The 13574-nt window shown below is 44.1% G+C and carries 10 protein-coding genes; all 10 read left to right on the top strand.

What is annotated here, in order from left to right; translation table 11 throughout:
* The first annotated feature begins 13 nt into the window (after nt 1–13).
* The 10 genes from QNH28_RS16895 (at nt 14) to QNH28_RS16850 (ending at nt 13574) form a co-directional block, all read left to right on the top strand.
* Nucleotides 14–1165, top strand: a complete 1152-nt coding sequence (locus QNH28_RS16895) for an iron-containing alcohol dehydrogenase (protein ID WP_283907713.1) — start codon at nt 14–16, stop codon at nt 1163–1165.
* Between the two features lie 27 nt (nt 1166–1192).
* Nucleotides 1193–2659, top strand: coding sequence for a rhamnulokinase (gene rhaB, locus QNH28_RS16890; protein WP_283907712.1), 1467 nt, complete (start codon nt 1193–1195; stop codon nt 2657–2659).
* A gap of 38 nt (nt 2660–2697) precedes the next feature.
* Entirely contained in the window at nt 2698–3954 is a 1257-nt protein-coding gene (gene rhaA, locus QNH28_RS16885) for an L-rhamnose isomerase (RefSeq protein ID WP_283907711.1), read from the top strand.
* 49 nt (nt 3955–4003) lie between these two features.
* Nucleotides 4004–4849, top strand: coding sequence for a rhamnulose-1-phosphate aldolase (rhaD, locus tag QNH28_RS16880; protein ID WP_283907710.1), 846 nt, complete (start codon nt 4004–4006; stop codon nt 4847–4849).
* Between the two features lie 161 nt (nt 4850–5010).
* Entirely contained in the window at nt 5011–5517 is a 507-nt protein-coding gene (locus QNH28_RS16875) for a P-loop NTPase family protein (RefSeq protein ID WP_283907709.1), read from the top strand.
* A 50-nt stretch (nt 5518–5567) separates the two neighbouring features.
* Nucleotides 5568–6662: an NADH:flavin oxidoreductase gene (locus tag QNH28_RS16870; RefSeq protein ID WP_283907708.1), complete on the top strand. Its 1095-nt coding sequence runs from the start codon at nt 5568–5570 to the stop codon at nt 6660–6662.
* 107 nt (nt 6663–6769) lie between these two features.
* Entirely contained in the window at nt 6770–8209 is a 1440-nt protein-coding gene (locus QNH28_RS16865; protein ID WP_283907707.1) for an SWIM zinc finger family protein, read from the top strand.
* A 47-nt stretch (nt 8210–8256) separates the two neighbouring features.
* Nucleotides 8257–10134 (top strand): HEAT repeat domain-containing protein, encoded by a 1878-nt coding sequence (locus QNH28_RS16860; RefSeq protein ID WP_283907706.1) that lies wholly within the window; start codon nt 8257–8259, stop codon nt 10132–10134.
* 6 nt (nt 10135–10140) lie between these two features.
* Entirely contained in the window at nt 10141–11235 is a 1095-nt protein-coding gene (locus tag QNH28_RS16855) for an ATP-binding protein (protein ID WP_283907705.1), read from the top strand.
* The gene (locus QNH28_RS16850) at nt 11235–13574 is read left to right on the top strand and encodes a DUF5682 family protein (RefSeq protein ID WP_283907704.1); all 2340 of its coding nucleotides are present in this window, start codon (nt 11235–11237) and stop codon (nt 13572–13574) included. Before QNH28_RS16855 ends, QNH28_RS16850 begins: the two co-directional genes overlap by 1 nt.

Genomic DNA, 13574 nt, shown 5'->3' with positions numbered 1-13574 from the left:
GGCTGGTCAAGAAATGAGTACACATGTGTTTTACGTTCCTTCGATCAATATTATGGGCAAGGGATGCTTGCAGGAAATTGGTCCTTATATTCAAGTACTGAATTTAAAGAAGGCTCTAGTAGTCACAGACAAGTTCCTTATGAAGAGCGGCATAGCCGGTAAATTGCTGACAGTCTTGGATGAAGCGGGTATTGAACATGCCATTTATGATGAAGTGAAGCCCAATCCAACCTGTAAAAATGTTCATGATGGCGTGGATTATCTCAAATCACAGAATTGTGACTATCTGATCTCCATCGGCGGTGGTTCGCCACAGGATACAGCTAAAGCCATGGGTATCATTGCTACGAATGGCGGACATATCAAAGAATATGAGGGCGTACACAAGTCGAGGCATAAATCGCTGCCGATCGTTGCTGTGAATACCACCGCAGGCACTTCAGCTGAAGTCACCATTAACTATGTAATCACAGACGAAGAACGTAAAGTGAAGATGGTGATGGTGGATAAGAACAGCATTGCTACCATCTCGGTTAACGATCCAGAGCTTATGGTAGATAAACCATCTGCGCTTACGGCAGCAACAGGAATGGATGCTTTGACCCATGCGATTGAGGCACTGGTGACGCCTGGAGCTTATCCGGTAACTGATGCTACCGCGCTTGCAGCTGTGGAGCTTATTTTCGCAAACTTGGCTCGTACCGTGAAGAATGGCCATGACATTGAGGCGCGTGAGCAAATGGTGTATGCGATTTTCCTAGGCGGATTGGCTTTCAATAATGCAGGGCTTGGATATGTACATGCGATGGCGCATCAGCTTGGCGGTGTATATGATCTGCCACATGGCGTTTGTAACGCTATGCTGCTTCCTTATGTGGAAGAAGAGAATGCCAAATACGTACCCGAGAAATTCAGAGCTATAGCTAAAGCAATTGGGTTAAACGTGGAGGATCAAACCGATAAGCAGTGTGCAGACTTCGTAATCGAGTCTATCAAGGCGTTGTCTAAAGAAGTAGGCATTCCATCTAAACTATCCGAGCTTGGAGTAGATAAGGTCGATCTTGATCTTTTAGCGGAGAACTCCATGAAGGATGCTTGTGCGCCGGGTAACCCTTTTATTCCAACGAAGGAAGAAGTCATTACTCTTTTCAAAAAAATACTATAAATCATCCCTTACTTTAGGAGATTCTTTATGAATAATCATATCGCCGTTGATATTGGAGCCTCTAGTGGGCGGTTAGTACGCGGAATATTGCGAGAGGGCGTCCTCATTTTAGAGGAGCTTCATCGGTTTAGCAATCGTTTTATAGCACAAGAGGATTCTTGTTTTTGGGACATAGATTATTTATTCGATCAGATCATTATAGGGCTTCAGAAAGCCAAGGCTCAAGGGATTAAAGCTTGTACGCTGGGTATAGATACATGGGCTGTAGATTATGTACTCGTGGATGCGGAAGGGCATCGTATCCAGGAAGTTTACGCTTATCGTGATCGTAGAACCGATCTGGCTATGGATGAGGTAGCTAAGCACATTTCACCTCAAACCATATATGAAAAGACTGGTATTCAACAGTTATCTTTTAATACGTTGTATCAGCTTTATGTTCACAGTGAAGAAGAAATAGCCAAAGCGGATCAAATCTTACTCGTGCCTGATTATCTGTATTACAGATTAACGGGTCGCAAAATCAATGAGGTTACTAACGCATCTTCTACTCAGCTATTGAATCTAGAGAGTCGAGATTTCGACCATGACCTGTTGGATTTTCTGGATATTAAAAGAGAGCAGTTCGCTACATTGACTGAACCGGGAGTAATTATTGGCCCCCTCGATGAAGCACTAATTCAGGAATATGATCTTCCGGATTGCCAACTGATCTGTGTAGCCACACATGATACAGCTTCTGCAGTGCTGGGTGCTCCTCTCCAAAAGAACTCAGCGTATATTAGCAGCGGAACATGGTCTTTACTCGGTGTGGAACGAACTCAGCCTCTTAATTCTATGAAAGCCATGGAGGCCAACTATACCAATGAGTGGGGCGCATACGGAACCTACAGATTCCTCAAAAATATTATGGGCCTATGGCTCATCCAAGAGGTTCGCAGGTTGATGAACGAACGATATAGCTTTGCGGAGCTAGCCGAGCTTGCAGATGGAGAGGAAGGTTTCCGAAGCCTGATCTCTTGTAATGACCCGAGATTTCTCAATCCTGTAAATATGATAGAAGAAATTCGTCGTGCCTGCGCAGAGAGCGGGCAGCCTGTTCCCGAGACACCGGGCAAGTTGGCCCGCTGCATTTTTGATAGCTTAGCGTTATCTTACCTAACTTACTTGGAAGAACTAGAAGAGCTGATAGAATTCCGAATCGAGGTTCTGCAGATTGTGGGGGGAGGCGCTAACAACAGCCTGTTATGCCAACTGACTGCTGATGTTATAGGCAGAGAAGTTACGGCTGGCCCAACGGAATCCACAGCACTTGGTAATATAGTGGTGCAGATGATTAGCACGGGAAGCATTATTAATATTAATGAAGCAAGAGAAATTATCGGTCAGTCTTTTGAGATTAAGTCGTATACACCACGCCCGACAGCTCATTTTGAAGACATTCTAAGTCGGTGGAAAGATCTTCAGTCGTCCAAAGTAAAGCAACATATCTAATCAAACATACGCTATATGATTTTAGGAGGAACTACAGCATGGATCAGAGTATTATCGCTAGCTATAACGAAGCCAAAAAACTATATGCAGCCCATGGTATTGATGTGGAGAACGTGCTGAAGCGGCTCGCGCAAATTAAGATTTCTATCCATTGCTGGCAGGGCGATGATGTACAAGGGTTTCTTTTTAAGGATAAAGAACTAAGCGGGGGAATAGCGGTAACGGGTAGTTATCCCGGCCGAGCTGGCACACCAGATCAACTGCGTCAAGATTTAGAAAAGGCATTATCTCTTATTCCAGGTAAGCACAAAGTAAATTTACATGCGATCTATGCAGATACAGATGAAAAAGTTGATTTAGATGAATTGGAGCCACGCCATTTCCAATCTTGGGTGGACTGGGCGAAGGAGCAGGGGCTGGGTCTTGATTTTAATCCTACTTGCTTCTCGCATCCGAAAGCAGCAGACGGTTTTACACTTAGTCACTCGAATGAGGAGATTCGTAACTTTTGGATTAAGCACTGTAAGGCTTCTCGCACGATTGCCGAGCATTTTGGTAAGGAGCTGGATCAGCCTTGCGTAACTAACTTTTGGGTGCCAGACGGATACAAAGATACACCAGTCGATCGTTTAGCTCCAAGAGTGTGGTTAAAGGAGTCGCTGGATGAGATTTTTAGTGTGGAAATAGATCCTCTTTATAATATTGATGCTTTAGAAAGTAAATTGTTCGGAATCGGCTCTGAGAGTTATGTGGTTGGTTCACATGAGTTCTATATGGGCTATGGTTTAACTCGCGGCAAAGCCATCTGTTTGGATGCCGGACATTTCCATCCTACTGAGATGATCTCGAATAAGTTATCTTCGATTCTTATGTTTAGTGAGCAGCTGCTGCTGCATGTAAGTAGACCCGTCCGTTGGGACAGTGACCACGTTGTGACTATGGATGACGAGTTGCTAGAAATCGCCCGTGAGTTGGTGCGAGGAGATTTACTCTCCCGTACGAATATCGGACTCGATTTCTTTGATGGCAGTATTAATCATATCGCTGCTTGGGTGATTGGTACTCGCAATACCATTAAGGCGTTACTACGCGCAATGCTGGAGCCGGTGGAAGAACTGAAACGAATCGAGCTGTCTGGAGATTACACTTCACGACTAGCGTTGGTGGAAGAATTCAAATCGTATCCGTTTGGAGCCGTGTGGGATTACTATTGTGCATCACAAGATACACCCGTTCGGGAGCAATGGCTGGCTGAAGTGAAGCGTTATGAACAGGAGGTTCTGTCTGTGAGATAGAGCGCTAGAGTGGATGTGGAGAGCAACATATACAAAGGAGAGATTGACAATGAGTACATCCGTATTAGAATCCAAAGGGTATATTGCCAGCAGTGAAGCTCCATTTATTCAGGAAATGGCGGAGATTACCCGTCATATGTGGGAGCTTGGCTGGGATGAGCTGAATGGCGGTAATGTCAGCTATCTGTTGGATGAGAATGAGGTTGCTAAATATATTAACGTTCTAGAGCCACTACGCACTATTAAACTTACCTTTCCTGTAAAAGAATTAGCCGGCAAATACTTCATCGTGACAGGCTCTGGCAAGTATTTCAGAAATGTGATCAAAGACCCAGAAGCTAATCTCGGCGTGCTTCGTGTTAGTGCCAATGGTGAAAGCGTAGAAGTGCTATGGGGATTGCGGAACGGTGCTGTGCCTACTAGTGAATTGGCTTCCCATTTCATGAGCCATATTGAACGACTGAAGGTGGACCCAACGCACCGTATCGTGCTGCATACACATGCTACGAATGTTATCGCGATGACCTTCACACATGATTTAGATGAATTGAAGTTTACGAAGACGCTTTGGGAAATGTGCACGGAGTGCCTTGTTGTTTTCCCGGATGGCGTTAGTGTCATTCCATGGATTGTTCCTGGCAGCAGTGAAATCGGCCGTGAAACGGCTAAGAAAATGAAGGATCACCGCTTAGTAATCTGGCCGCAGCACGGGATTTTTGGCACTGGCTCCACTATGGATGCCACCTTTGGTCTAGTAGAGACTGTTGAAAAGGCTGCTACGATCTACAATCTGATTGGTGGAAGAGAAATGAAGCAAAAGATCACGGATCAGCAGCTGTGGGATTTAGCTATAGCATTCGGAGTAACGCCTAAAGCTGGTATTCTTGAGGTTTAAGAAGTTCATAATGTGGATAAAAACCGGGCCTTCGCAGATTTTGCGAGGTCCGGTTTTTATGATTTTTCCTAAAAATCATTCATTGAACTTATTAGCACAATTTAGTAGATTTACTTTAATAGTACAAATTAAATTCTCGCGTGGATTATTAAGGAGATCATATGAAAAAAGTTTTTATCATTGGAATTGTAGCTAGTGGTAAAACCACATTGGCAAAGCGATTATCAAATAAATTAAATATCCCTTGGTATGAATTGGATTCTATCGTTCATCATCAGACACCGGAAGGAAGAATAAAGCGCTCACCAGAAGAACAGATTGGGGTGATTATGGAGATTGATCAGGATGGAACTTGGATTTTTGAAGGAACGGATCGGGAATCCTATCAATGTCTATATGAAATGGCAGATACAATAATTTTTCTTGATACACCATTGTGGAAGCGTAAAATCAGAATTTTCGTTCGATTCCTTAAGCAGAAAACGGGAATTGAAAAATGTCATTATAAATCCGATATTATGATGTTAAAAAGGATGTATCAATGGACACAGGATTTTGAAAATCATCGAGATAAATTTGAAGCTAAGTTGCTGTTATATCAGAACAAAGTCATTAGATTATACAAAAATAAAGATCTTAAAAATTTGCATTTTCCATCTTCTGGGTAGATAATTAGCCTTACTTAAAGTAATCAAATAATCAATTGGAGGTAATATGTATGAATACAGAGCTATTATTTTCACCTTTTCAAGTGGGGAATCTTTCACTGTCAAACCGAATCGTCATGGCGCCGATGACTCGGGTGTACTCACCAGATGGTGTACCAGGAAGTAATGTTGCCGCATATTACCGTAGACGGGCAGAAGGTGGAGTAGGATTGATCGTTACCGAGGGTACAGCTATTAATCATCCTTCGGCAGTCAGCCACGCCAATATTCCCAATATACATGAAGAAGCAGCTTTAGAGGGCTGGAAGCAGGTAGTAGAAGAAGTTCACGCAGCTGGAGGTAAGATCATACCTCAATTATGGCATGTGGGAATGGCGCGAACTATAGGGGAAGGTCCTAATGTTGAAGCCCTTCCTATTGGTCCTTCTGGTCTGAATTTAGCAGGAGAACCTGTGACAGAGCCACTGACTACAGCTGAAGTTGAAAGCTTAGTCTCTGCATTTGCTCAAGCGGCAGCGAACGCGAAAAAAGTGGGTTTTGATGGTATCGAGATTCATGGTGCACATGGTTATCTGATTGACCAGTTTTTCTGGGAAGGAACGAACAAACGTACCGATCGTTACGGTGGCGATTTGGTTGGTAGAACTACATTTGCAGTAGAGGTTATTGAAGCGTGCCGTAAAGCGGTTGGGCCAGATTTTCCGATCGTGCTACGTTTCTCTCAATGGAAATTGGGTGCCTATGATGAGAAGCTGGCAAAAAATGCAGATGAGCTCGAAAGATTCCTTACTCCACTTAGCGATGCTGGCGTTGATATTTTCCACTGCTCCACTCGTCGCTTTAGCCAACCTGAATTTGAGGGATCTGAGCTTAATCTCGCAGGGTGGACCAAGGAAATCACGGGGAAACCATGTATTACGGTGGGTTCCATCGGTCTTCACAGTGACTTTTTTGCAGAAGACTCAGCTCAGAAGACAGAAGATAACATTAATGAATTATTAGAAAGAATGGACCGTGAGGAATTTGATTTGGTTGCTGTTGGCAGAGCATTAATTAGCGATCCAGCTTGGCCTGCCAAAGTTCAAAGTGGAGCTATAGACAAGATCATTCCATTCACGGCTGAATCGACAAAGACTCTATACTAAAGGAATAGAAAAGTGGGTTATGGACAGTTCTATTTTTAGAATAATTTTCATTAAGGGCTAATATTATCATAGATATTAAAAAGCATAATAGGTAGGGAGGATATGGGTTGATAGATATCACAGAAGTCTTCATAGATACTCTAGCACCGAACAGTGCAGCAATTAAGAACGGGCAAGGACTAGTTAAGAAGAAACGATTCGTCCAATTGAATCATTCGGAAGACGGCGTGGTTCTGTTTGGTGAATGCGGTGGTAGCGGTAGCAGCAACTATTATCCTTCTGCTGATTTTGTTGTTTCTGACAAACCGGTGATGCGTTGTACTTGTCCGAGTAGGCAGATTCCTTGCAAGCATGTCCTCGGATTGCTATATGCCTATGTAGGCAAGGAGACTTTCGTATCTGCAACGATTCCTGAAGATCTTTCTGTTAAACGAGAGAAGATAAGTAAGCGTGAAGAACGAAAGTCTGAGCTTGCTGCGGAAGGGGCTAATGCTAAGCCTAAGAAAGTGAACAAGTCCGCACTTAAGAAAAAGATTGGAGCTCAACTGGAGGGCTTGGCTGTACTGGAGAAATTGACCCAATCGCTTATACGTGCAGGACTTGGAACAATAGACGCCAAAGGTGTAAAGGATATTCAGGTGCACGTGAAGATGATGGGCAATTATTATTTAACTGGTGCACAAATTGAATTAAGACGATTAGCTTTATTGCTCTCTTCTTCAGACAATCGTGAGAAAACTTATTCATTAGCAGTAGAGCAGCTAACCCGAATTCATGCGTTCATTAAGAAAGGGCGCGCTCATCTAACAATGAAGCTGGAAGATCCGGATATGTCTTTGAATCATGAATCTACGATTGAAGAATGGCTTGGTCATGCTTGGCAGCTAACGGAGCTTAAGGAATGCGGTCTGATGAGCTCAGATGTAGAGCTGATCCAGCTTTCATTCCTCAGCTATGATGATGAAGCTAGACAAGAATATGTAGACCTCGGCTACTGGATAGAAAAATCTACAGGTGATATACATCGTACGCTCCAATATCGCCCTTATAAAGCAGCTAAGTATATTCATGAAGAAGATAGCTTCACGGATGTCGCACTCATTCCTTCCTTATATCGTTATCCAGGTGATTGGAACCGGAGGGTTCGTTTCGAGAATATGTCAACACGACCTCTGACTAATCAGGATGTAGAGTGGATTGTCTCTAAGGCAGTTCATTCTTATTCCGACAGCTTCAAGCAGATCAAAAATCAGTTAAAGAATCCGCTAGCAGACAAGAATCCTGTGATGTTGCTGCATGTTAATAAGATTAGCAAGTCTCAGCAAGATCAGTTCGTCATTACAGACGATTCGGGCCAGCATTTGGTGTTAGACCAAATAGTAGCACTCGAGCAGGATACACTCCCGCTGTTACAATACTTTGCACTCGAAGAATTATCAGATACGACGATGCTGCTTATGTTTGAACATCAACTAGATACTGGACGATTGAAAGCACAACCGTTAACCCTTATCAAAGGGATGGATTTGATCCGTCTCTTATATTAAATTGATAAGAAAGTTTAAGTTTCATATAAACTTTGGGAGGAATATCCATGAGTACAGCATTACTACAAGAGCTTCATCAAGAAGTAAACCGGCTGTATATAGCTGGAAGTGAGCTCGCTGCTGAGGATTTCCGCTTAAAGCGGCTATTGCCACAGTTTCAACAGTTAGGTGAACGTGCTCCAATATTCAAAAGATTAGGTGAAGGAATCGTTGCGGTCATTGAACCGGATCATTCCGAGGGATCTTCATCTGCTCAGAGCCTACAGGAGCTGAGTATGCTGCTTAGCTCGGTGCTATATACACAGGGAGTAACTTCGCCTGATGGCGAACTGCGTGAGGTGAAAGTACATCCGGTGAGATTGCCTACTCAGTTCTCATATCGTAAGCTGTCAGCGGTACAGACGGCATTAAAGACTCGTGGGGGAGGACGTTATGAGATTATCAAGGAAGCTTTTGAGGCAGGATTGTTCCAAGATCTTCGAATGATTCATCCCGCTTTAGCAGCCCTCCAAGATCCATATGTTGAGATCGCCGAGCTTGTGATGAAGCAGATACTGCCAGCTTATGGCTCTCAGATTATTCCGATCCTCATCGATCAATTTGATCCTGCTGGAGGAATAGTGGAAACGAGAAAGTTGTACGTGATCGCGGTATTAGGTGGTGAAAGCGTTCAGGATCTGATCTATCAAGCTGCAGATTCAGGATCGGAAGATGTTCGGGCTATGGCTATTTCTCTGCTCGCAGGTCAGGGACAATATGAAGTTGAATTACTGGCTTGGAGTACAGATAAGAAGAAAAAGATTCGCGAAGCTGCCTATAATGCGCTGGCTAAGAGCGACTCAGCAAATGCGGTGAATCGGCTGCATCAGGCATTTACTGGTAAAGACAGTGAGCTTGTAGTACCTGCAATGAGACAGTGTCAAGCCCATGAGCTCACACAACGACTTGTTGAAGAGCTCTCAGATATGCTTCAAACTGTCTCGGAGATTATGGGCGATACGAAGAAAATAGACGGATTATGGATTAAGGTAGTCCAGTATCTTCGGGTTTTATCTTACAAACGCAGTCCTGAACTAGAAAAACTATATTTAAATGTTCTCGAGCAGTATCCATTATATATGAATCAGCTAAAGTGGAATTCATTGATCGAGGAAGCAAACTCTTATTTTAGACAGATAGATTCTCCGGAAGCCAAGCGCGTATTACAACAAACACTTGAGCAGGATCTTGTCTACTATAGAAACAATAGAAGATATGTGAATGATGTTTTTAAAGACGCGTATCTCTACTTATCACCAGAGCGTGTGTATGAACAATATATTGAAATTCTAAAACATTATGCGCCATCTTCAACTAGCCATGCTTCTTCAATGGCGCAGCAACTGCTACGCACCATATCTGAAGTTGTAGTTCAACGATATCATGGAACTTATGATGCAGTTTGGAATTCACCTGTAGACCAGATTCAATATATGTTTAAGGTAGAAATGCTGCCGCCTGAGGTACTGGCAATTCAATGGGATTCACGCTGGCTTGATGCTTTTATAGAGCTGGATCAATACGAACTGGTAAGTGCCTTTGCAAGGCCGGGACATGCCGCAGCAATGCAGTATTTGCTTCGTAAATTGACCGATAATCCTGAATTTCGCCATAGGTTTGCCAATATTCTCTTGATGGGCTTAGCACGTACAGGGATAAGTAAACAACGCCTGCAAGAAGCTCTCCTAGTGACTTTGGAAGATGACAGAAATAAAGAATGTCGTTTAATTGAACCGTATACGTTTGAGCAACTTAGTCAGCTTCCAACAAGTTCTGCGAGTCGAATAATAACTGTTCTCCCTCGATTCAGTGAGGTTGCAGAAGATCAACTTGAGTATGTTATTCGCCTCATGCAAGGATCATCAAACCCAATAGAAGAGGTGTAACTAACGATGAGTCAAGAACTATTACAAGATATTATGAGACTTCCAGCAGAAAGATTGTATCAGCACGAGCTGGAAGCGCTTCGAAAAGCAGGCACTGGTAAGATTCCAGCAGGGTGGCAGATGTCGCCCCAATCTGTACTGAAGTTTATCGTTGGCGGTAAAGCAGGGAGTACCGAGATTACACCTAAGTACATTGGTAACAAACGTTTAATAGAGATGGCGATAGCCACGCTAGTAACTGATCGTGCACTGCTATTAATCGGTGAGCCGGGTACAGCAAAGTCATGGTTATCTGAGAATTTATCAGCTGCCATATATGGACAATCAGGACTTGTCGTACAAGGTACTGCGGGTACGAGTGAAGAGCAGGTCCGCTATTCGTGGAACTATGCAATGCTGCTTGCACAAGGCCCTACGCCGGAAGCGTTAGTGAAGAGCCCTATCATGCGAGCGATGGAGGATGGGGGCATTGCACGTTTTGAGGAGATATCTCGTTGTGCATCTGAGGTACAGGATGCGTTGATCTCCATCTTATCGGAGAAGACGATATCCGTTCCTGAGCTAGGTAAGGAGATGAGTGCACGTAAAGGCTTCTCGATCATTGCAACAGCTAATACGAGAGACCGTGGTGTAAATGACATGTCAACTGCCTTGAAGAGACGGTTTAATATTATCGTCCTTCCAGCCCCTGCGGATTTGTATACTGAAGTTGAGATTGTGAAGAAACGAGTTCGTGAAATTGCCTCTTCCTACGATTTGCAAGCGGCGCTCCCTGCAGACGAAGCTTTACATAAGGTCGTGACCATCTTCCGTGAGTTGCGTAGCGGGATGACATTGGATAAGAAGGAGAAGGTGAAGTCTCCAGCAGGTGTGATTTCCACAGCTGAAGCGATCTCGCTCTTAACGAATAGTATGGCGCTGGCCGCAAGCTTCGGTAATGGAGAACTGACGGACGAAGATCTGGCCGCAGGGCTGCAAGGTGCCATTGTGAAAGATGATGATAAGGATCAACTTGTCTGGAGAGAGTATCTCGACAATATTATGAAGAAACGCGGCGCAGATTGGCGGGGGTTATATACGGCTTGTAAGGAGATGAACTAGTGGAGAGCGAAACTACTGGAGCTGGCGTGCATATTTTTGGGGTGCGGCATTTGTCTCCTGGTGGTGCGCAGCATCTATTGAGCTTCCTTCATGAAATAGAGCCCACAGCTGTGTTAATTGAGGGTCCATCGGATGCCACACCTGAGATTCGCCATGTCATTAACATGACAACCAAACCTCCTATTGCCATTCTAGCTTTTACGGAGGACGTTCCTGTGCGTACAGCCCTATGGCCGCTTGCGCTATATTCCCCCGAATATCAAGCAATGAGATGGGCGGAGCAGCAAGGAGCTTATACAGCGTTTATAGATTTACCTTCATCAGTGGTCATCGCGTTACAGGATATACGAACCAAAAATAGAGATTCTGCTGAACAGAGCGAGGAATCTGAAGTTAACAATACAGAAGAGAAGGCTCCTGAAGAAGCATCTCTATATGATAGAGTAGCTGAGCTGGCTGGTGAGCTTGATTATGATATGTATTGGGAGCGCAATTTCGAACACAACACTAACAAGGGTGCATATCAGGAAGCGATTATTTCTTTCTCATCCCAAATGCGGCAGATTTCTGAAGAAAATGAGAGACATAACAACGTAATTGAATATGCACACAATACGATACGTGAAGCTTATATGCGTCGTCAGATTCAGGATACAATCGCTGCTGGCCATCAGCCAAATAAGATCGTTGTTGTATGTGGAGCATACCATGCAGCGGGGCTTGCTGATCTGGCGTCTGGTATGTCGGATGAGGAAATAGATGCTCTTCCTTCTCTAAATACGAAGCTAACACTTATGCCCTACACGTACTATAAGTTATCTTCTTTGTCTGGCTATGGAGCAGGTAACCTCGCTCCTCATTATTATCAAATGATGTGGGAACGTATGATGAATGGCTCACTTGAAGACTTGCCGAATCATTATCTGTCTACAGTAGCCAGATATTTACGTAATACCGGAACACACCGTTCTACAGCAGAAATTATCGAAGCCGTGCGCTTAGCCGAATCATTAGCTGCCCTTCACGGTGGAAGTGCTCCGACGTTAAGAGATCTAAGAGATGCTGCGCTGACCTTACTAGGGCGTGGAGAGCTTAGTGTGATCGCTGAAGCGCTTGCTCGTACAGATATCGGTACTGCTATTGGTGAGCTGGCAGAAGGGATCAGTCAGACGCCGATTCAAGATGATCTAAATCGGCAATTAAAGCGCTTGAAGCTTGAGAAATATAAAACCCCAGTAGCAAATGATCTTGAACTAGATCTCCGAGAGAATCGAAGAGTGTCTTCTGAGGAAGCGGCTTATTTAGACTTAAATCGTTCCTTTCTTTTTCATAGGCTCAGATTACTTGGGATCGATCTAGTGAACATAAGAGCAAGTGGTCAGACTAGCGCAACGTGGGCAGAGCATTGGGTAATGAGGTGGTCTCCTGAAGTTGAGATCCAGGTCGTTGAATCTACGCTACTTGGGGAAACGATTGAGATTGCTTCAGCTTATGTATTGCAACAAAAATTAGATGGCAGCAGTACAATTGCGGAAGCATCAGCACTTATTCGAACGGCTTATGAGTGTGGAATGATACACCAGATGGAAGCAGGACGGCAGACGCTTCAGCGTCTAGCTGTTGATACTCGAGATGTGGTGCAGATTGCTGCTTCCATTCATGAGTTATCCCTTCTGATTCAGTTTGGCGATGTTCGCCGGATCGATACCAAGCCGCTCATTCCTTTGCTGGAACAACTGTTCAGACGAGCCTGTCTATTCTTGCTGGATGCGAGCCAATGTAACGATGAGGCTTCAGGTGAGATGCTTAAAGCTATGAACACACTGAATCAGGCAGCTATTGCGCATAGTGAGGAAGTAGATGAGCTGTTGTGGATACAAGAGCTGAAGCATTTATCGGAGAGGGATGACTGCAACCCGCGCTTGTCTGGAGTGGCGTGTTCCATTTTGTTAGAGCGTAATGCGATGACTGCACAGCAATGTTCAGAAGAAGTATCGAGGCGCCTGTCACCAGGTATACCCGCAGATCTTGGAGCAGGCTGGTTTGAAGGGATGTCTATGCGTAATCGATATGTACTGTTGTCTCGTTTAAGTCTGTGGGAGCAATTGAATGAGTATATTAATTCATTAGATGATGAACAATTTGTACGTGCGTTAGTGTTCCTACGGCGTGCTTTCAGCACCTTTGAACCAAGAGAAAAGACGATGATAGCCGAACTTCTAGGTGAATTGTGGGGTGTGAACACCGAGCAGGCTGCTGAGATTCTGACGGGTGAGCTGAAGGAGGCCGAAGCGAAGATGATTGAGGAATTGAATGAATTTGACTTTGGAGATATATGA

Source organism: Paenibacillus sp. G2S3 (assembly GCF_030123105.1).
Lineage (GTDB): Bacteria > Bacillota > Bacilli > Paenibacillales > Paenibacillaceae > Paenibacillus_AQ.
This window is presented reverse-complemented; position numbering and strand designations above follow the sequence as displayed.

Bases quoted from the DNA above. Each gene is read 5' to 3' on its own strand.
- rhaB (WP_283907712.1), top strand. From the start codon at position 1,193: ATGAATAATCATATCGCCGTTGATATTGGAGCCTCTAGTGGGCGGTTA.
- QNH28_RS16860 (WP_283907706.1), top strand. From the start codon at position 8,257: ATGAGTACAGCATTACTACAAGAGCTTCATCAAGAAGTAAACCGGCTG.
- QNH28_RS16895 (WP_283907713.1), top strand. From the start codon at position 14: ATGAGTACACATGTGTTTTACGTTCCTTCGATCAATATTATGGGCAAG.
- rhaD (WP_283907710.1), top strand. From the start codon at position 4,004: ATGAGTACATCCGTATTAGAATCCAAAGGGTATATTGCCAGCAGTGAA.
- QNH28_RS16870 (WP_283907708.1), top strand. From the start codon at position 5,568: ATGAATACAGAGCTATTATTTTCACCTTTTCAAGTGGGGAATCTTTCA.
- rhaA (WP_283907711.1), top strand. From the start codon at position 2,698: ATGGATCAGAGTATTATCGCTAGCTATAACGAAGCCAAAAAACTATAT.
- QNH28_RS16855 (WP_283907705.1), top strand. From the start codon at position 10,141: ATGAGTCAAGAACTATTACAAGATATTATGAGACTTCCAGCAGAAAGA.
- QNH28_RS16875 (WP_283907709.1), top strand. From the start codon at position 5,011: ATGAAAAAAGTTTTTATCATTGGAATTGTAGCTAGTGGTAAAACCACA.